Raw genomic sequence first — 17,868 nt, forward strand, 5'->3', positions numbered from 1 at the left:
GGGTTTTTTATCTTTGATGGTGAGCCATGGAATCGATAATCCAACAAATCAATCAACTACGAGCCACATTGCGCCATCATGAATATCAGTATCATGTATTGGATGCGCCGGAAGTGCCGGATGCGGAATATGACCGCCTGATGCGCGAACTGCGCGAGCTGGAGAGCGCGCATCCGGAGTGGGTCACCGCCGATTCGCCGACCCAGCGCGTGGGCGCAGCGCCGCTGGCGGCGTTCGACCAGGTGCGTCACGAAGTGCCGATGCTGTCGCTGGACAACGTGTTCGACGAAGAAAGCTTCCTGGCGTTTTATAAGCGCGTGCAGGATAGGCTCAAAAGCAGCGATCCGCTGACTTTCTGCTGCGAGCTGAAGCTGGATGGTTTGGCGGTCAGCCTGCTGTACGAAGAGGGCGAGCTGGTGCGCGCGGCGACGCGCGGCGACGGCACCACCGGCGAGAACATCACCACCAACGTGCGCACCATTCGCGCCATCCCGCTGCGCCTGACCGGCGACAACATTCCGCGCCGGCTGGAAGTGCGCGGCGAAGTGTTCATGCCGCAGGCCGGTTTTGAACAGATGAACGAAGAGGCGAGGCGCAAAGACGGCAAGGTGTTCGCCAACCCGCGCAACGCCGCCGCCGGTTCGCTGCGCCAGCTCGATCCGCGCATTACTGCCAAACGCCCGCTGACCTTCTTCTGTTACGGCGTCGGCCTGCTGGAAGGCGGCGAGCTGCCGCGCAGCCACTTTGAGCGCCTGATGCAGTTCAAGGCCTGGGGCCTGCCGGTCAGCGATCGCGCCCAACGCCGCACCGGCAGCGAGGAAGTGCTGGCGTTTTATCGCCAGGTCGAGCAGGACCGCGCGCAGCTCGGTTTCGACATCGACGGCGTGGTGATCAAGATTGACGATATCGATCTGCAGGAAACGCTGGGCTTCGTGGCGCGTGCGCCGCGCTGGGCGACGGCGTTCAAATTCCCGGCGCAGGAACAGATCACCGTGGTGCGCGAAGTGGAGTTTCAGGTTGGCCGCACCGGCGCGATTACGCCGGTGGCGCGCCTTGAGCCGGTGCTGGTAGCCGGGGTGACCGTCAGCAACGCCACCTTGCACAACGCCGATGAAATTGAGCGTCTGGGGCTGCGCATCGGCGATACGGTGATCGTGCGCCGCGCCGGCGACGTCATCCCGCAGGTGGTGGGGGTGCTGGAAGACCGCCGGCCACAGGATGCGCGCGAAGTGGTGTTCCCGCTGCACTGCCCGGTGTGCGGCTCCGACGTTGAGCGCGTGGAAGGCGAGGCGGTAGCGCGCTGCACCGGCGGTCTTATCTGCGGCGCGCAGCGCAAAGAGGCGTTGAAGCACTTCGTTTCCCGCCGCGCGCTGGACGTCGAAGGCATGGGCGACAAGATCATCGAGCAGTTGGTGGACAAAGAGTACGTGAAGAATCCGGCCGATCTGTTCCGCCTGTCCGCCGGCATTCTGACCGGTCTGGATCGCATGGGGCCGAAATCGGCGCAGAATCTGGTCAACGCGCTGGAGAAATCCAAGCAGACCACCTTTGCCCGTTTCCTGTATGCGCTCGGCATTCGCGAGGTCGGCGAGGCGACCGCCGCCAACCTTGCGGCGCATTTCGGATCGCTCGAGAAGCTGTTCGCCGCCGATATCGAAGCGCTGAAAGAGGTGCCGGACGTCGGCGAAGTGGTGGCCAAACACACCCGCAATTTCCTCGATGAAGCGCTCAACCAGCAGGTGATCAACGAGCTGGTGGGCGCCGAGATCGGCATCCACTGGCCGGCGCCGGTGGTGGTGGTGGCAGAAGAGATAGACAGCCCGTTCGCCGGTAAAACCGTGGTGCTGACCGGTTCGCTGAGCCAGCTGTCGCGCGACGAGGCCAAAGATCGCCTGACGGCGCTGGGCGCCAAGGTCAGCGGCAGCGTGTCGAAGAAAACCGACCTGGTGATCGCCGGCGAAGCGGCCGGTTCCAAGCTGGCGAAGGCGCAGGAGCTGGGTATCGCCGTGATCGACGAAGCGGAGATGATCCGCCTGCTGGGTGACTGATGGAAAAGGAAAACCTGCTGGAGATCGCCAATACTGTGATGCCGTTCGGCAAGTACCAGGGGCGGGTGTTGATCGATCTGCCCGAAGAGTACCTGCTGTGGTTCGCCCGCAAGGGCGAATTCCCCAAAGGCAAGCTCGGCATGCTGATGGAGATGACGCTGGCGATTAAAATCGAAGGGCTTGACCACCTGGTCAAGCCGCTGAAGAAAAGCTGAACTGACGGGCCTTGGCCCGTCTTTTTTTTACCCGCGCGACGCCTGCGCGTTGGCGTTGGGCACCGCCTGTTGCGCCCGCTGCTTACGCTGATACCTTTTCGCCAGCACCGCACAGGTCATCAGCTGCACCTGATGGAACACCATCAGCGGCAGCACCATGATCCCTACCGTCGCCGCCGGGAACAGGATATTGGCCATCGGAATGCCGTTCGCCAGGCTTTTCTTCGAACCGCAGAACACGATGGTGATCTCGTCCGCCTTGCTGAACCCCAGCCAGCGCGCCATGTAGGTGTTCACCACCAGCACGATCGCCAGCAGCACGATGCTGCCGCCGACGATAAACGCCAGTGAACCGATCCCCACCTGATGCCAGATGCCGTGCGTGACCGCCTCGCTGAAGGCGGCGTACACCACCAGCAGAATCGAGGTCTGGTCGGTTTTGCCGATCAGCGGGCGATGGCGCTCGATCCAGCCGCCGATCAGCGGCCGCAGCAGGTGGCCGGCGACGAACGGCACCAGCAGCTGCAGCACGATCGAGCCCACCTGCCGCAGGCTGCCGGTATCGCCGTGCACGTTCATCAGCAGGCCGACCAACAGCGGCGATACGAAGATCCCCAGCAGGCTGGAGGCGGAGGCGCTGCACACCGCCGCCGCCACGTTGCCGCCCGCCAGCGAGGTGAAGGCGATGGCCGACTGCACGGTGGCGGGCAGGATGCACAGGTAGATGAAACCGGCATACAGCTCGGGGCTGACGTCGATCGGCGCCCACCAGGCGAACAGCATCCCCAGCGCCGGAAAAATGATGAAGGTGCTGAACATCACCCACAGATGCAGCCGCCAGTTATTGCTGCCGGCCAGGATGGCCTCGCGCGACAGCTTGGCGCCGTGCATGAAAAACAGCAGGGCGATGGCGGCGATGGTCAGGGCGTTGAGCCAGCCGACGAACTCGCCGCGAGCCGGCAGGAACGACGCCAGCAGCACGGTGGCGATCAGCGTCAGGGTAAAACGATCGGGCAGGAATCTCATGGCGATGCGCTCGGGTAGAAAATCGATGGGGCTATTCTCCCGCGTGGGCATATAATAATTAAATTGATTTATTTAATTCATCTATGAATAAAACACATGAATTACTCACTCAAACAGCTGCGGGTGTTCGTCGCCATCGCCCGCCACGGCAGCTTCAGCCGCGCCGGCGAGGCGATCGGCCTGACGCAATCGGCGGTCAGCCACAGCGTGAAAGAGCTGGAGGCGGAGGTCGGCGTGCGCCTGCTGGATCGCACCACGCGTGAAGTGGTGTTGACCGACGCCGGCCTGCGGCTGGCCAACCGGGTCGAACGGCTGCTGGACGAGCTGCAGGCCGCGTTGCTGGATGCGCGCAGCTTTGGCGTACAGCGCAGCGGCACGGTGCGGGTGGCGACGAGCCAGACCATTTCCGCCCATCTGATGCCGCAGTGCATCGCCGCCGGCGAACGCGAATACCCGGAGATCCGCATCATGCTGCGCGATCAGGCGCAGCAGCAGGTGCTGCACAGCGTGCGCAACGCCGAGGTGGATTTTGGCATCGTGGTCGATCCGGTGCAGGCGGTGGATCTGGAGTGCGAAGCGGTGCTGCATGAACCGTTCCTGCTGCTGTGCCGCGACGATCACCCGTTTGCTGCGCAGCAAGAGGTGCGTTGGTCGGCGTTAAACGGCTGCCGTCTGGTGTTGCAGGATTACGCGTCGGGCAGCCGGCCGCTGATCGACAGCGCGCTGAGACAGCAGGGCGTCGAGGCGCAGGTGGTGCAGGAAATCGGCCATCCGGCGACGCTGTTCCCGATGGTGGCGGAGGGGATCGGCATCAGCATTTTCCCGGCGTTGGCGCTGCCGTTGCCGGAAGGGGGGCGGCTCCGGGTGCGGCGGCTGGTGCCGGAGATCAACCGTGCACTGATGCTGGTACGGCGCAAGAACCGTTCGCTGACGCCGGCGGCGGAGGCCATCTGGCAGGTGGCGCGTCAGCAGGCGGCGCTGCTGCACCAGCGCCGGCAGGAAAACGCGGAATATTGAGTCAGATATAGACGTCCACTGCGTTGAGCGGCGTTGGGCGGTTTACGCCGTCGCCGGCTTGCGCTGCGGCTTTTGCCATCTGCTCCTGCTGCTGCTTTTCCATTTCTTCTTTCTGGATGCGCGCGATCTCGGCCTGCAACATCTTGATCTGCGCTTCGATCAGCTGTTTCTGTTTTTCGATCTCTTTGGGATCGGCGCTGGAGTCCTTCAGCTCCACCAGCTTTTGCTGCAGCGCCTGAATCTGCCGGTTCAGCGCCTTGATGCGCACCGAGGCGCGGCTTTCGTTGAGGTTAGCCGGTTCTTCATTGCCGTTGGCGCGTTCGTTTTTCTCCATCTTGCCGCCTTGCGGCTGGTTGTTGACCGGTTTGGCCATCAGCAATTCGCCCTGATGGCCCGGCGCGCTAAAGACGTTGCTGACGCCGGGAACGGTATTTTTGATCGGTACTATCATGGTGATGGTGGTCGACATGGATGCTCTCCCTGAGTCGGTATATCGCTGATCAGGGTATCGGCAGCGGCGGCTAAATCTTTACCTGCCGCAGACGCGGCCAGCGCAACAGCCAACCTTTGTCGAGCACGCGCTGGGCATAGGCCGCGCGATCGCCGTTCTTCACGTTGAAGGTAATGGTGTCGTCGAACAGCGCCGCGAGCCCGAAGGGGGCCACCAGGGTGATGCTGTCGTCGGCGTTCAGGCGCGCGCCGATCGCCGTTTCCACTTCGGTCCAGAAGCTGATGGCCTCTTCGCTGTTGCGGTAGGGCGCCCGGCCGCCGCGCAGGTGCATGCGCGCCTGGTTCTTGACCGACCACGGCTGCGGCAGCCACTGTTGCAGCCGCGCCTCCAGCATGCGATCGCGTTCGGCGTCCGCGCGCTGCGCATCGAAGTGGATCACGTCGATATCGTTGAGCGGCGTGGCGTCCACATAGCCGTGGCGCCGATCCCACACCAGATTGCGTACGAAGCCGGCGCCGAGGCACCAGTCATTCAGGCCGAGCCGGCGCACGGTGCGCAGGGCGGCCATGCGCGCGTTATCTTGTTGCAGCCAGTCGATAATTTGCCGTTGCGGATCCATCACCCCTCCTGTTTTCGCGGCTACTGTAACCCGAAGCGACGGCGGGTGAAATGGGGAGAGGCGTGATGGCGGCGATCGCGTGCAAAATAATTTTCTTTTCCCACTGACTACACTTGGTGCAGGGCTGTTATCTCGTCACTCGGGGCAAGGGAGGGGGCTATGTATCAGGCAACGGTGGGCCAACGCGGCTATCGCTTTGACGATCTGCGTCAGCTGATGGCGAAGGCTTCGCCTGCGCGCTCCGGCGATTATCTGGCGGAGGTGGCGGCGCAAAGCGCCGAAGAGCGTATGGCGGCGCGCATCGCGCTGGCGGATTTGCCGCTCAAGGCGTTCCTGCAGCAGGCGCTGGTGCCGTATGAGCAGGACGAGGTGACGCGCCTGATTATCGATAATCACGATGCCGCCGCTTTTGAGCCCATCTCGCACCTCACGGTCGGCGATTTTCGCGACTGGCTGCTGAGCGAGCAGGCCGACAGCGCCATGCTGGCGCAGGTGGCGGCCGGTATCACGCCGGAGATGGCGGCAGCGGTGAGCAAGATCATGCGCAATCAGGATCTGATCCTGGTGGCGAAGAAGTGCCGGGTAGTGACGCGCTTTCGCAATACGATTGGTCTGCCGGGCCACCTCAGCGTGCGGCTGCAGCCCAATCACCCGACCGACAGTCTGCAGGGTATCGCCGCCAGCATGCTGGACGGTCTGCTGTACGGCAGCGGCGACGCGGTGGTCGGCATCAACCCGGCCAGCGACAGCTTGCCGCTGCTGGAAAAGCTCAACTACATGCTGGACGAGGTGATCCAGCGTTTCGCCATTCCCACCCAATCCTGCGTGCTGACCCACGTGACCAACACGCTGCGGCTGATGGAGCGCGGCGCGCCGGTGGATCTGGTGTTTCAGTCGATCGCCGGCACTGAAGCGGCCAATCGCGGTTTCGGCATTAATCTGGCGCTGCTGGCGGAGGCGCAGCAGGCGGCGCTGAGCCTCAAGCGCGGCACGCTGGGCGACAACGTGATGTATTTCGAAACCGGGCAGGGCAGCTGCCTGTCGGCCAACGCCCATCACGGCGTCGATCAGCAAACCTGCGAGGCGCGCGCTTATGCGGTGGCGCGCCATTTTTCACCGCTGCTGATCAACACCGTGGTGGGGTTTATCGGCCCCGAATACCTGTATGACGGCAAACAAATTATCCGCGCCGGGCTGGAGGACCACTTCTGCGGCAAGCTGCTTGGCCTGCCGCTGGGTTGCGACGTCTGCTACACCAACCATGCCGAAGCCGATCAGGACGACATGGACACGCTGCTGACGCTGTTGGCCACCGCCGGGTTGACGTTCCTGATCGGCGTGCCGGGCGCGGACGACATCATGCTCAACTACCAAAGCACCTCGTTCCATGACGCGCTCTATATCCGCGAGCTGCTGGGGCTGAAGCATGCGCCGGAGTTCGCCGCCTGGCTGGCGGCGATGAACATTACCGACGAACGCGGGCGGCTGCGCGACGCTGCCGCCAATCATCCGCTGTTGCTGGCGCTGCAGGGAGAACGCGCATGAGCAAATCGGTTCACGTCAACAGCTGGGACGCGCTGCGCGCCTTTACCGATGCGCGCATCGCGCTGGGGCGCACCGGCGCCAGCCTGCCGACCGACGAGCTGCTGCGCTTCGGCCTGGCTCACGCCCAGGCGCGCGACGCGGTGCATCAGCCTTTCGACAGCGAGCGGCTGGCGGCGGATCTGCACGATGCCGGTTGGCCCACGCTGGCGGTACACAGCCAGGCCGCCGACCGCGCCGCCTACCTGCGTCGACCGGATTTGGGGCGGCGATTGGCGCCGGATAGCCGCAGCCTGCTGCTTGGTTTACCGCCGCGCCGCGTCGATCTGCTGCTGGCGGTGGCGGACGGCCTCTCCTCCAAGGCGGTGCACCGCCAGGCGCTGCCCCTGCTGCAGGCGCTGCGGCCCTATCTCGATGCGCTGGGGCTGACCGTGGCACCGGTGGTGCTGGCGCATCAGGCGCGGGTGGCGCTGGGGGATGAGATCGGTGAATGCCTGCAGGCTCGGGCGGTGGCAGTTCTGATCGGCGAACGGCCGGGGCTGTCGTCGCCGGACAGCCTGGGCGTCTATTTGACCTGGGGACCGAACGCGCGCAGAACGGACGCCGAGCGCAACTGTATTTCCAACGTGCGGCCCGAGGGGCTGGATTACCCGCAGGCAGCGTTCCGCCTGGCCTGGCTGCTGGAGCAGGCGTTCCAGCGGCGGCTGAGCGGCATCGAGCTGAAGGACGAGAGCGACAACCCGGCCCTGCACGGCCGAGTGACGCCGCTTTACCCCCAGCTGGGCGGCTGACCGATGGTTTGCTGCAGCAGGGCGGTGAAGGCCGCCAGCCGGGCGGACACCTTCGCCATCGGGCGCAGCAGATAGATGCCTTGCTGCTCATGGCGCGGATCTTCCAGCATCTGCACTAGCTGCCCGTGCTGCACGTCCGGCCCCACTACCCAGTTGGGCAGAAAGGCGATGCCGAGCCCGAGCAGCGCGGCCTGACGCTGCGCGGTGAAGTCGTCGCAGCGCAGCGCCATGGTGCAGCGGCTCATCAGCGCCGCGTCGAGGATTTGCGCCCAGCAGGCCGGCTGCTGCTTGTGGTAGCGGGCGATCAGCCGATGCTGTGGCAGCGCTTCCAGATCGGCCGGCAGGCCATAGCGGGCGACGTAGGCGGGGCTGGCGCACATTACCCAGCGTTGGGTGGCGATGCGGCTGGCGTACAGCGCGCTGTCCTTCTGCTCGCCGATGCGGATGGCGGCGTCGAGCCGTTCCTGCGTCGGATCGGTCAGGCGTTCGGTCAGATCGAGGTCGACCCACAGCTGCGGGTAGCGTTCCGCCAGCGTCGGCAGCAGCGGCAGCACATAGGTTTTGCCGAACGTTGGCAGGCAGCTGATGCGCAGCGTGCCCTGCGGCGTTTCGTTCAGCGCGCTCAGCTCGGCGCGAAGGCCGGTAATGTCCGTCATCAGCGCGGTGGCGCGCGTCAGCAGCAGCTCGCCGGCGTCGGTCAGCAGCAGGCCACGGGTGGAGCGCACGAACAGTGCGGCGCCGAGCGCGCTTTCCAGGGCGTCGATGTGGCGCACCAGCGAGGAGGGCACCATGCCCAGCCGGCGCGCGGCGGCGGAAAAGCTGCCCAGGCGGGCCACGTCGAGAAAAATTGGCAGATGTTCTACATAGCGGGCGTCATTCATTTTTGCATTATATGCAAAAGCGTTTCTTATGAATACCCGCTTCTCTGCCGGCGGCGCGGCGGCTACTCTGGCTGCGGGTTGACGACGGGCTTCAACGCCGCCTTATCCCGGCCGTATAGAGAGAAAACGCATAAACCTCGCGGCGCTTAGCACTAAATAACAGATGTTTTTCCCAGGCTGCGCGAGCCGCCTGCGGAGTTGATTGTCGCTCCAACACCAGATTAACCGTTCAATTTGATATCCGACCAAGCATTAATGATTAGTGAGCCTTTACTTTAACTCATCATGCTGTTGACTCTGGATATCGGCCGGCCAGCCGTGCCGGTTTTTTTGTCGCCTCAGGCTGAATCGTTCCAACTGATGAACGTGCCTTGGGGGGCATCTTGGCCCGCCGTCGGTGGGTCTTTTGAACGCGCGGAATCGCGATCCCGCGCTGGTGGAGGAGTTAGTCATGAACGAAAAACACGGGTGTTCCTGTGCGCGCCATTTGGCGCAGGGTTTTGCCAGGCAGTCGATCAACGCCGGGGAGGGCGAAATCTATCAAATCTCGCTGATGAGCGCGCTCATCGACGGGGTCTACGAGGGCGAAACCACCATTGCCGAGTTGCTCAAACACGGCAACTTCGGCCTCGGCACCTTCAATCATCTGGACGGTGAACTGATCGCTTTCGATCGGGAAATACACCAGCTGCGCGCCGACGGCAGCGCCCGGCCGGCCGGCCTGCAACAGAAAACCCCCTTTGCCGTCGTCACCTTTTTCCAGCCCAGCGTCAGCCAGCAATTCGACCGGCCGATCACCAAGGCACAGCTGCACCAGTGCATCGACGAGCAGGTCGCCTCGCCGAACCTGTTTTGCGCGGTACGGGTTGACGGCGAGTTCAGCCATGTGGAAACCCGCACCGTGCCGCGCCAGGAGCGGCCCTACCGCCCGATGCTGGAAGCGATAGAAGAGCAGCCGACCTTCTCGTTCCACCAGCGGCGCGGCACGCTGGTCGGCTTCCGCTCGCCGGATTACATGCAGGGCATCGGCGTGGCCGGCTATCACGAACACTTCGTTACTGACGACCGCAGCGGCGGCGGCCACGTACTGGACTACCAGCTCGATCATGGCCATTTGCAGTTCGGCGTCATCACGCGTCTCAATCTTCAGTTGCCGCACGATGCGGATTTCTTGCGCGCCAACCTCTGCCCAGAGGATTTGGACCGCGCGATTCGTTCCGCCGAGGGCTAACCCCGGCGATTGTTTTCTTAGGAGGTGGAACCATGGCACAGGAAAAAACAGGCAATGACTGGCAATGCGGCGCCGATTTGGTGGTGAAAAACCTGGAAGCGCAGGGCGTCAAACACGTTTTCGGCATTCCGGGCGCCAAGATCGACCGGGTGTTCGACTCGCTGGAGGACGCGCCATCGATCGAAACGGTGGTGGTGCGGCATGAGGCCAACGCGGCCTTTATGGCGGCGGCGGTCGGCCGCCTGACCGGCAAGGCCGGGGTGGCGCTGGTCACCTCCGGGCCGGGCAGCTCCAACCTGATCACCGGGCTGGCTACCGCCACCTCGGAAGGGGACGCGGTAGTGGCCTTCGGCGGGGCGGTGAAGCGCGCCGACAGCCTGAAGCAGACGCACCAGAGCATGGATACCGTCAGCATGTTCCGGCCGGTGACCAAGTATTGCGCCGAAGTGCATGCCGGTTCGGCGATTTCCGAGGTGATCGCCAACGCCTTCCGACGCGCCGAGTTCGGCCGGCCGGGGGCGTCGTTCGTCAGCCTGCCGATGGATATCGTCAATGAACCGGTCAGCGCGCCGGTGCTGGCCGGCTGCCGCTTGCCGCGCATGGGGGCCGCCGCGGCAGACGACATTCAGGCGGCGGTGAAACTGATCCGCCAGGCCAAATGCCCGGTCTTGCTGCTCGGCCTGCAGGCCAGCCGGCCGGAGAACAGCGAGGCGGTGCGCCATCTGCTGTACCGCACCCATATGCCGGTGGTCGGCACCTATCAGGCGGCGGGGGTGATCGACGTCAACCACTTCGCCCGTTTCGCCGGCCGTGTCGGCCTGTTCAACAACCAGCCGGCCGATCAGCTGCTGCAGAAGGCCGATCTGGTGGTGAGCGTCGGCTATGATCCGATCGAATACGATCCCTGCATGTGGAACAGCCACGGGCGACTGAAGTTGGTGCACATCGACGTGCTGCCGGCGGATATCGATACCTGCTATCGGCCGGACGTCGAGCTGGTGGGCAATATCAGCGCCACGCTGAACATGATGACCGAAGCATTCAATGAGGCGGTCTGCGTGCCGCCGGAAGTGGAGCTGATCCTCTCCGATCTCGGCCGCCAGCGTACTGAGCTGGCGGAGCGCGCCGCCCGCCGCGGCGGCATGCCGATCCACCCGCTGCGCATCGTCAAGGAGCTGCAGGACATCGTCAGCGACGACGTGACGCTGTGCGTGGACATGGGCAGTTTCCACATCTGGATCGCCCGCTATCTTTACAGCTTCCGTGCCCGTCAGCTGTTGATCTCCAACGGCCAGCAAACCATGGGGGTGGCATTGCCGTGGGCCATCGGTGCGGCGCTGGTGCGCCCCGGCGACAAGGTGGTGTCTATCTCCGGTGACGGTGGCTTCATGCAGTCGAGCATGGAGCTGGAGACCGCGGTGCGGCTGAAAAACAACATCGTGCACGTCATCTGGGTCGATAACGCCTACAACATGGTGGAAATGCAGGAAGTGAACAAATACCAGCGCAAGTCCGGCGTGGAGTTCGGGCCGATTGACTTCAAGGCCTACGCGGAATCCTGCGGCGCGGTCGGTTTCGCCGTGCAGTCGGTGGAAGATCTGCGGCCGATGCTGCGCAAGGCGATGGCGATCCAGGGGCCGGTAGTGGTGGCCATCCCGGTCGACTATGCCGACAACTATAAGCTGATGGCGCAGATGAACTTCAGCCAGATGATTTAATTTCATCATCATCGTGCCGTTTCACCGGGGCAGGCCGCTTGCGAGCCTGCCCGTTTTTATGCGCGGATTTTGTCCTTTACTTCGCTAACTGCATGATTTATTGCTATCCATTGGGCTGTTTTTTCACCACTGGGGATAGCGCAATGAAAAGAAAAGCAATAACGATTGGGCTGCTGGCATTGATGGTTGCCGGCGGCGCGCGAGCCAATACGCTGGTCTACTGTTCCGAAGGATCGCCGGAAGGCTTCAACCCGCAGCTGTTCACCTCCGGCACCACGGTAGACGCCAGTTCGGCGGCGATCTACAACCGGCTGGTGGATTTCAAACCCGGCACCGTCGAGCTGCAACCCAGCCTGGCGGAGAGCTGGGAAGTGAGCGAAGACGGCAAGCGCTATACCTTCCACCTGCGCAAGGGCGTGGCATTCCAGAGCAATAAATATTTCACGCCCACCCGCGATTTCAACGCCGATGACGTCATCTTCTCGTTTATGCGCCAGAAGGACGCCGACAACCCGTATCACAAGGTCTCCAACGGCGCCTACACCAACTTCGAGTCGATGGAGTTTGGCACGCTGATCGACCGGATCGTCAAGGTGGACGACCACACCGTGCGCTTTGAGCTCTCCCGCGCCGAGGCGCCGTTCGTCGCCGATCTGGGCATGTACTTCGCCACCATATTTTCGGCGGAATATGCCGACGCGATGCTGAAGGCCGGCACGCCGCAGCGGGTGGACAACGATCCGATCGGCACCGGGCCGTTCCAGCTGGTGCAGTACCAGAAAGACGCGAAAATCCTCTACAAGGCGTTCGATCGTTACTGGGAAGGCAAACCGAAGATCGACCGGCTGGTGTTTTCGATCACGCCGGATGCGACGGTGCGTTACGCCAAGCTGCAAAAGAACGAGTGCCAGGTGATGCCGTTCCCCAACCCGGCGGATCTGGCGCGCATGCGGCAGGACGGCAACCTTCAGGTGATGGAAAAATCTGGCCTAAATATCGGCTTCCTGGCGTTCAACACCCAGAAGAAACCGTTGGATAACGTCAAGGTACGCCAGGCGTTGGCGCTGGCGGTCAACAAGCCGGCGATCATCGAGGCGGTGTTCCACGGCGCCGGCCAGCCGGCCAAGAACCTGCTGCCGCCGGCCCAATGGGGCAGCAACGCGCAGCTTGAAGACTACCCGTATTCGCCGGAGCGGGCGAAGCAGCTGTTGCAGGAGGCCGGGCTGGGGCAGGGGTTTGACATCGATCTGTGGGCGATGCCGGTGCAGCGGCCCTACAACCCCAACGCCAAGCGCATGGCGGAGATGATCCAGGCCGACTGGGCTAAAATCGGCGTGCGCGCTAAAATCGTCACTTTCGAGTGGGGCGAATATTTGCAGCGGATTAAAAACGGCGAACACCAGACCGCGCTGATGGGCTGGACCACCGCCAACGGCGATCCGGATAACTTCTTCGGCCCGCTGTTCACCTGCGCGTCGCTCGGCGGCTCCAACTCGGCGAAATGGTGCTACAAACCGTTCGACCAGCTGATCCTGCAGGCGCGCGAAGAGAACGATCATGCCAAGCGGGTGGCGATGTACCAACAGGCGCAGGTGATGATGCACGATCAGATGCCGGCGCTGATGATCGCGCACTCGACCATCTTCGAACCGGTGCGCAAGGAAGTGAAAGGCTACGAAATAGACCCGTTCGGTAAACACATCTTCAAACAGGTGTCGCTGGAGAAGTAACGAAAAGGCCGGGGTAACCCGGCCTTTTTCATGCGTGCGGCGCGTCGCAGTGGTAGCGGCCGCGCGGGATCACCAGCGGCGTGTGGGACAGCGGATCGTCGATGATCATGCACGGCATGCCGAACACCCGTTCCACCAGCTCGGCGGTAATGATTTCCGCCGGGTTTCCCTCCGCCACGATCTTGCCGTCGCGCATGGCGATGATGTGATCGGCATAGCGGCAGGCGTGGTTGAGATCGTGCAGCACCGCGATGAGGGTTTGGCCACGCTCGCGGTTGAGCTGGCGGAACAGATCCAGCAGCTCGATTTGGTGCGCGATGTCCAGATAGGTGGTCGGTTCATCCAGCAGCAGCAGCGGCGTTTGCTGCGCCAACGCCATCGCCACCCAGACGCGCTGGCGCTGTCCGCCGGACAGCTCGTCGACGCTGCGATCCGCCAGCTGGCTGACGTTGGTGGCCGCCATGGCGGCTTCCACCGCCTGTTTGTCGGCCTGCGTCCACTGTTTCAACAGGCTCTGGTGCGGATAGCGGCCGCGCGACACCAGGTCCGCCACGGTAATGCTGTCCGGTGCGATCGAGGTTTGCGGCAGCAGGCCAAGCTCGCGCGCCAGCGCCTTGGTGGCGAAGCTGCTGATGTTTTTGCCGTCCAGCATCACTTCGCCGGCGCTGGGTTTGAGAAGACGGCACAGGGCGCGTAACAGCGTCGATTTGCCGCAGGCGTTCGGCCCGACGATCACCGTGAAGGCGCCGTCGGGGATCGCCACGCTCAGATCGTCAGCGATGATTTTATTGTCGTAGCCCAGCTTCAGGTGCGAGGCGTGCAGGCGGTGGCTCATGGCATTATCACTCTTCATTATCTGCGGGCCTCACGGATGAGCAGCCAAATCAGGTACAGGCCGCCGATGCAGACGGTCACGACCCCGACCGGCAGTTGGATCGGCGCGAAAAGATGTTGGGACACCACGTCGGCGCTGAGCAGCAGCGCTGCGCCCATCAGCGCCGATGACGTCAGGGTGACCGAGGATTGTCCGGCCAGGCGGCGGGCGATCTGCGGCGCCGCCAGTGCGATAAAGGAAATCGGCCCGGCGGTGGCGGTGACGGCGGCGGTGAGGGTAACGCCGAACAGCATCAGCCACAGCCGGCTGCCTTCGGCGTTCACGCCCAGCGCGCGCGCCGTGTCGTCGCCCATTTCCAATAGCTGCAGCCGTTTGCCCATCAGCAGTGCGGCCGCGGCCGCCAGCACGATGAACGCCGTGGCGGGCTGGGCTTTCTGCCAGGTCATGCCGTTGAGCGAACCGGCCTGCCACATGGCGGCGTCCATGGCGCGCTCCAGCGAAGCGGTGATGATCAGCCAGGTATTGGTGGAGACCAAGACCGCGCTGATGGCGATGCCGACGATGATCAGCCGGAAGCCGGCGATGCCTTGCCGCCAGGCCAGCAGGTAGATGGCCAGCGCGGCGAGAATGCCGCCGGCCAGCGCGCCGCCGGCGATGTAGTAATAGCCGCCGTTGAACAGGGTGATGGCGATCAGCGCGCCGGTGTAAGCCCCCATGTTAAAGCCAATCACGTCCGGGCTACCGAGCGGGTTGCGGATAATAGACTGGAAGATGGCGCCGCTCATGCCGAGCGCGCCGCCTAACAACAGCGCCATGGCGATACGCGGCAAACGCCATTGGGTGACCACGGTGACCAGATTTTTCGGCGCCTCGCCGCTGAGCGCGGCAAAGACCTGTTCCAGCGAAAGTTGCAGCGTGCCGTAGCACAGCGCGGCAACGGCCATCGCCAGGCACAACGCCAGCAGCGAAATATTGACCAGCAGCAGGCGCAGCGGCATGCGCCAGTTGATGACGCCGTCCGGGCGGCCGATATGCAACGTGTGGGGCAGACTCATCACAGACCCCCCAGCGTTTTCTTGCGGCGCACCAGCCAGATCAGCACCGGCGCGCCGATGAAGGCCGCCACGATGGAAACCCGCAGTTCACCGGCCGCCAGCAAGCGGCCGACCACGTCGGCGCACAGCAGTAAAATCGGCGCCAGCAGCATGGAGTAGGGCAGGATCCAGCGCTGGTCGGGGCCGACCCACCAGCGGGCGATATGCGGCACCATCAGGCCGATGAAACTGATTGGGCCGACGGTGGCGGTCGCCGCGCCGCACAGCAGCGTGATGGCGATCACCGCGACAATCTGAGTCAGCACTACGCGCGCGCCGAGCGCGATAGCCAAATCTTCCCCCATGCCGATGGTATTCAGCGGCCGGGCGATGAGCAGCGTCAGCAGGCAGCCGAGCAAAATGGCGGGGGCGGTGACCGGCAGCGTGGACAGCGTGCGGATATCCAGCGTGCCGGCCTGCCAGAAGCGCAGTTGGTCGAAGGTTTGCGGATCGATCAGCGACAGCCCGGTGGTGATGCCGATCAAAACCGCGCCGATCGCCACGCCGGCCAGCGTCAGCCGCACCGGGTTGATGCGCCCGCCCGCCAGCGTGCCGATCAGGTAGACCAGCAGGGTGGTGAGGGCAGCGCCGACGAAGGCATAGGCCATATAGCTTTCAGTGGTGGCGGCGCCGAAAAACATGATGCCGATGACCACGGCGAAGCTGGCGCCGGCGTTGATGCCGAGCACGCCAGGATCGGCCAGCGGATTGCGCGTCAACGCCTGAATCAGCGCGCCGGCGGCGCCGAGCGCCATGCCGGCTAAAATGCCCGCCAGCGTACGGGGCACCCGGGCGTTGAGAATGATGGTGCTGTCGGAACCGCTCGCGGCGCCCTGCAGGCTGAGCCAGACGGTATGGAAGGGGATGGCCTTGGAACCCAGCATCAGGCTGGCAATGATGCACAGCAGCAACAGCACCAAACCGATACCGAACCCGGCGATGCGTTTGAAGCCACTGGCGTAAGCTGCGTGCGGTGCGGACGAAAGCGTCCGCTCAGTCGGAGTGGGTACGTTCACACCGGTAACTCCTGTATGATTTTTATTCTCATTGTTATTTGCGTTCATGCGGGGTGGCAATAGTAGCACGAGTTTACGCCCGCATGCACCCGCCGGTTGGTGGCAAAGGTGCGTTGACGATGTTAATAACTATTGATATTTCAATTGATTGAATGTGAACGGTCGCCCCGCTTGCGGAAAGCGTCGGCAGGAGCCCGGCCTGCCGACGGCGTGGTTCAGGGCTTTTTGAACAGCCGTTCGATTTGGTTCAGCATGTTGGTGGCACTGTAATAATCGAGGCGGAAGGTGTCGTTGCCGACGGCATAGACGTGCCGCTGTTCCACCGGCTCCAGATGTTTAAGGAACGGGTTGGTCAGCACCTCTTGCACTTTGCGCTCATTGGTGGCGAACAGGATCAGGGTTTTGCCGTTCAGGCCTTCGGCCATTTTTTCGCCGGAGATCTGGATGATGTCATGGCGTTTACCCATGCTGGCGTTGCCTTTGGCGCTTTCCGGCGGGGTGGCCAATTGGAAGCCAAGCTGGGTCAGCAGCTTGCCCTGGGCGGAGCCCGGTGTCCACAGCATGGCCTCGCGGCCGTTGTCGGCATACACCAGCGGCGTGGTCGGCTGTGGCGGCAGCGCGATCGCCTGCTTCACTTGCTCCACGCGCTGTTCGAAACGATCTTCCGCCTGTTTGGCGCCGGCTTCGTGACCGGTGATCTCACCGAGCTCGCTGGCCAGCTGTTGCCAGCTTTTGTCGCCATAATCGAGCACCAGCGTCGGCGCAATGGCGGACAGCTGATCGTACAGCTTCAGCGCTGAATCCCCGCCGGTGGCGGCGACGACGATCAAATCCGGCGCGGCGGCGGCGACGGCTTCGGCATTGGGCTCCACCTGATACAACCGTTCGACGTGGCGCTGTTTGGCCACTTCGCTCCACTGGGTAAAGAAGCCTTGTTTATCGGCCACCAGGGGATTTGGGCTGGTGGCGGCGCTGGCGACCACCGGGGCGTCGATCGCCAGCAGCGTACCGGTGATGGTGACGCTGGTGGACACGATGCGCAGCGGCGGTTTTTCCAGCGTGAATTTCCCTTTGGCGCTGTCGATGGTGCGCGGCCAACTGCTGTCGGCTGCAGGGGCGGACGGTTTTTTCTCGTCGCTCTTGTCGTCCGGGCCGCAGCCGCTGAGCAACAGGCTGGAAGTGGCGATAAATGCAATGAACAGCTGGCGTAAGGATAGGGTCATGAGCGGGCTCTTTCTTTCCTTGAACTAAGGCGTATCAATCCGGCGGCGGATTGGCTGCGTGGTGGATGCCCGCTAATTTACCATTCAAGCCGGCAAAATGATAACCATTCGTATCTCAGCGCGTGGTGAATAAAGAAAGAATACGAAGAAAAGGGAAGTGGGTGAGACAGAAACGAAAAAAGCGCCCAAAGGCGCTTTTTTCTGAATGGGTGGGTCGTGCAGGATTGATTCGGCCTGTGGCCTCACCCTGCGGGCAACGCTGCGCGTTGTCGTATCGCTGCGTGATGCTCGAACCTGAACGCAGGATCTCACCCGCACGACTCAGTGGGCCATGTCAGTAAGAAGATAAAGGCAGAGTCAGGTGGCGCAGAAACGAAAAAAGCGCCAAAAGGCGCTTTTTCCTGAATTGGTGGGTCGTGCAGGATTCGAAC

Annotated in this window: 16 protein-coding genes and 1 other RNA gene; 8 read left to right on the forward strand and 9 right to left on the reverse strand. The window is 63.1% G+C overall.

Annotation, left to right across the window (positions count from 1 at the left end; genetic code table 11):
• Positions 1–26 precede the first annotated feature (26 nt).
• Positions 27–2,048 carry an NAD-dependent DNA ligase LigA gene (gene ligA / locus FUU19_RS18515; protein WP_230490610.1) on the forward strand — a complete coding sequence of 674 codons (2,022 nt, stop codon included), beginning with the start codon at positions 27–29 and terminating at the stop codon, positions 2,046–2,048.
• Positions 2,048–2,263: a DUF3820 family protein gene (locus tag FUU19_RS18520; RefSeq protein WP_004936441.1), complete on the forward strand. Its 216-nt coding sequence runs from the start codon at positions 2,048–2,050 to the stop codon at positions 2,261–2,263. Before ligA ends, FUU19_RS18520 begins: the two co-directional genes overlap by 1 nt.
• Positions 2,264–2,290: 27 nt before the next feature.
• Here FUU19_RS18520 and FUU19_RS18525 read toward each other — a convergent pair whose 3' ends face one another.
• Positions 2,291–3,289 carry a bile acid:sodium symporter family protein gene (locus FUU19_RS18525; RefSeq protein WP_049198403.1) on the reverse strand — a complete coding sequence of 333 codons (999 nt, stop codon included), beginning with the start codon at positions 3,287–3,289 and terminating at the stop codon, positions 2,291–2,293.
• A gap of 96 nt (positions 3,290–3,385) precedes the next feature.
• On the opposite strand from FUU19_RS18525, the gene FUU19_RS18530 reads away from it, so the two are divergent.
• Entirely contained in the window at positions 3,386–4,306 is a 921-nt protein-coding gene (locus FUU19_RS18530) for a LysR family transcriptional regulator (protein WP_141967420.1), read from the forward strand.
• A 1-nt stretch (position 4,307) separates the two neighbouring features.
• Here the strand turns inward: FUU19_RS18530 and FUU19_RS18535 are convergent, their stop codons facing one another.
• A complete protein-coding gene (locus FUU19_RS18535) occupies positions 4,308–4,775 on the reverse strand; it encodes a FlxA-like family protein (RefSeq protein ID WP_025303776.1) in 468 nt (155 codons plus the stop codon).
• A 52-nt stretch (positions 4,776–4,827) separates the two neighbouring features.
• Positions 4,828–5,376 carry a nucleotidyltransferase family protein gene (locus FUU19_RS18540; protein WP_230490611.1) on the reverse strand — a complete coding sequence of 183 codons (549 nt, stop codon included), beginning with the start codon at positions 5,374–5,376 and terminating at the stop codon, positions 4,828–4,830.
• Between the two features lie 159 nt (positions 5,377–5,535).
• On the opposite strand from FUU19_RS18540, the gene FUU19_RS18545 reads away from it, so the two are divergent.
• Both FUU19_RS18545 and eutC read left to right on the forward strand, forming a co-directional pair.
• On the forward strand, positions 5,536–6,921 hold the full coding sequence (locus tag FUU19_RS18545; protein WP_230490612.1) for an ethanolamine ammonia-lyase subunit EutB: 1,386 nt from the start codon (positions 5,536–5,538) through the stop codon (positions 6,919–6,921).
• Entirely contained in the window at positions 6,918–7,709 is a 792-nt protein-coding gene (gene eutC, locus FUU19_RS18550) for an ethanolamine ammonia-lyase subunit EutC (protein WP_099816962.1), read from the forward strand. Before FUU19_RS18545 ends, eutC begins: the two co-directional genes overlap by 4 nt.
• Here the strand turns inward: eutC and FUU19_RS18555 are convergent.
• A complete protein-coding gene (locus tag FUU19_RS18555; protein WP_060433800.1) occupies positions 7,688–8,590 on the reverse strand; it encodes a LysR family transcriptional regulator in 903 nt (300 codons plus the stop codon). The genes eutC and FUU19_RS18555 overlap by 22 nt on opposite strands.
• 451 nt (positions 8,591–9,041) lie before the next feature.
• On the opposite strand from FUU19_RS18555, the gene budA reads away from it, so the two are divergent.
• The 3 genes from budA (at position 9,042) to FUU19_RS18570 (ending at position 13,269) form a co-directional block, all read left to right on the forward strand.
• On the forward strand, positions 9,042–9,821 hold the full coding sequence (gene budA, locus FUU19_RS18560) for an acetolactate decarboxylase (RefSeq protein WP_230490613.1): 780 nt from the start codon (positions 9,042–9,044) through the stop codon (positions 9,819–9,821).
• Between the two features lie 32 nt (positions 9,822–9,853).
• Complete coding sequence (alsS, locus tag FUU19_RS18565) at positions 9,854–11,539, forward strand: acetolactate synthase AlsS (protein ID WP_142591500.1); 1,686 nt, start codon at positions 9,854–9,856, stop codon at positions 11,537–11,539.
• 143 nt (positions 11,540–11,682) lie between these two features.
• Positions 11,683–13,269, forward strand: coding sequence for an ABC transporter substrate-binding protein (locus FUU19_RS18570; protein ID WP_230490614.1), 1,587 nt, complete (start codon positions 11,683–11,685; stop codon positions 13,267–13,269).
• A gap of 28 nt (positions 13,270–13,297) precedes the next feature.
• On the opposite strand, the gene FUU19_RS18575 is transcribed toward FUU19_RS18570, so the two are convergent.
• From FUU19_RS18575 to FUU19_RS18595, 5 genes are all read right to left on the reverse strand, one after another.
• Positions 13,298–14,104 carry an ABC transporter ATP-binding protein gene (locus FUU19_RS18575; RefSeq protein ID WP_089181180.1) on the reverse strand — a complete coding sequence of 269 codons (807 nt, stop codon included), beginning with the start codon at positions 14,102–14,104 and terminating at the stop codon, positions 13,298–13,300.
• A 17-nt stretch (positions 14,105–14,121) separates the two neighbouring features.
• Entirely contained in the window at positions 14,122–15,159 is a 1,038-nt protein-coding gene (fepG, locus tag FUU19_RS18580; protein ID WP_230490615.1) for an iron-enterobactin ABC transporter permease, read from the reverse strand.
• Positions 15,159–16,214 (reverse strand): Fe(3+)-siderophore ABC transporter permease, encoded by a 1,056-nt coding sequence (gene fepD / locus FUU19_RS18585; protein ID WP_141998620.1) that lies wholly within the window; start codon positions 16,212–16,214, stop codon positions 15,159–15,161. Before fepD ends, fepG begins: the two co-directional genes overlap by 1 nt.
• 215 nt (positions 16,215–16,429) lie before the next feature.
• Positions 16,430–17,437: a Fe2+-enterobactin ABC transporter substrate-binding protein gene (fepB, locus tag FUU19_RS18590; RefSeq protein WP_202669946.1), complete on the reverse strand. Its 1,008-nt coding sequence runs from the start codon at positions 17,435–17,437 to the stop codon at positions 16,430–16,432.
• A 207-nt stretch (positions 17,438–17,644) separates the two neighbouring features.
• Positions 17,645–17,769: non-coding RNA, RtT sRNA (locus FUU19_RS18595), on the reverse strand.
• Positions 17,770–17,868 lie beyond the last annotated feature (99 nt).

The organism is Serratia montpellierensis (genome assembly GCF_020858655.1).
Classification (GTDB): Bacteria; Pseudomonadota; Gammaproteobacteria; order Enterobacterales; family Enterobacteriaceae; genus Serratia; species Serratia montpellierensis.

Excerpts from the sequence above, each read along its gene's own strand:
- eutC (WP_099816962.1), top strand. The coding sequence starts at position 6,918 with ATGAGCAAATCGGTTCACGTCAACAGCTGGGACGCGCTGCGCGCCTTT.
- FUU19_RS18555 (WP_060433800.1), bottom strand. The coding sequence starts at position 8,590 with ATGAATGACGCCCGCTATGTAGAACATCTGCCAATTTTTCTCGACGTG.
- FUU19_RS18520 (WP_004936441.1), top strand. The coding sequence starts at position 2,048 with ATGGAAAAGGAAAACCTGCTGGAGATCGCCAATACTGTGATGCCGTTC.
- FUU19_RS18570 (WP_230490614.1), top strand. The coding sequence starts at position 11,683 with ATGAAAAGAAAAGCAATAACGATTGGGCTGCTGGCATTGATGGTTGCC.
- budA (WP_230490613.1), top strand. The coding sequence starts at position 9,042 with ATGAACGAAAAACACGGGTGTTCCTGTGCGCGCCATTTGGCGCAGGGT.
- FUU19_RS18530 (WP_141967420.1), top strand. The coding sequence starts at position 3,386 with ATGAATTACTCACTCAAACAGCTGCGGGTGTTCGTCGCCATCGCCCGC.
- alsS (WP_142591500.1), top strand. The coding sequence starts at position 9,854 with ATGGCACAGGAAAAAACAGGCAATGACTGGCAATGCGGCGCCGATTTG.
- FUU19_RS18545 (WP_230490612.1), top strand. The coding sequence starts at position 5,536 with ATGTATCAGGCAACGGTGGGCCAACGCGGCTATCGCTTTGACGATCTG.
- fepB (WP_202669946.1), bottom strand. The coding sequence starts at position 17,437 with ATGACCCTATCCTTACGCCAGCTGTTCATTGCATTTATCGCCACTTCC.
- fepG (WP_230490615.1), bottom strand. The coding sequence starts at position 15,159 with ATGAGTCTGCCCCACACGTTGCATATCGGCCGCCCGGACGGCGTCATC.
- FUU19_RS18575 (WP_089181180.1), bottom strand. The coding sequence starts at position 14,104 with ATGAGCCACCGCCTGCACGCCTCGCACCTGAAGCTGGGCTACGACAAT.
- FUU19_RS18525 (WP_049198403.1), bottom strand. The coding sequence starts at position 3,289 with ATGAGATTCCTGCCCGATCGTTTTACCCTGACGCTGATCGCCACCGTG.
- ligA (WP_230490610.1), top strand. The coding sequence starts at position 27 with ATGGAATCGATAATCCAACAAATCAATCAACTACGAGCCACATTGCGC.
- FUU19_RS18535 (WP_025303776.1), bottom strand. The coding sequence starts at position 4,775 with ATGTCGACCACCATCACCATGATAGTACCGATCAAAAATACCGTTCCC.
- FUU19_RS18540 (WP_230490611.1), bottom strand. The coding sequence starts at position 5,376 with ATGGATCCGCAACGGCAAATTATCGACTGGCTGCAACAAGATAACGCG.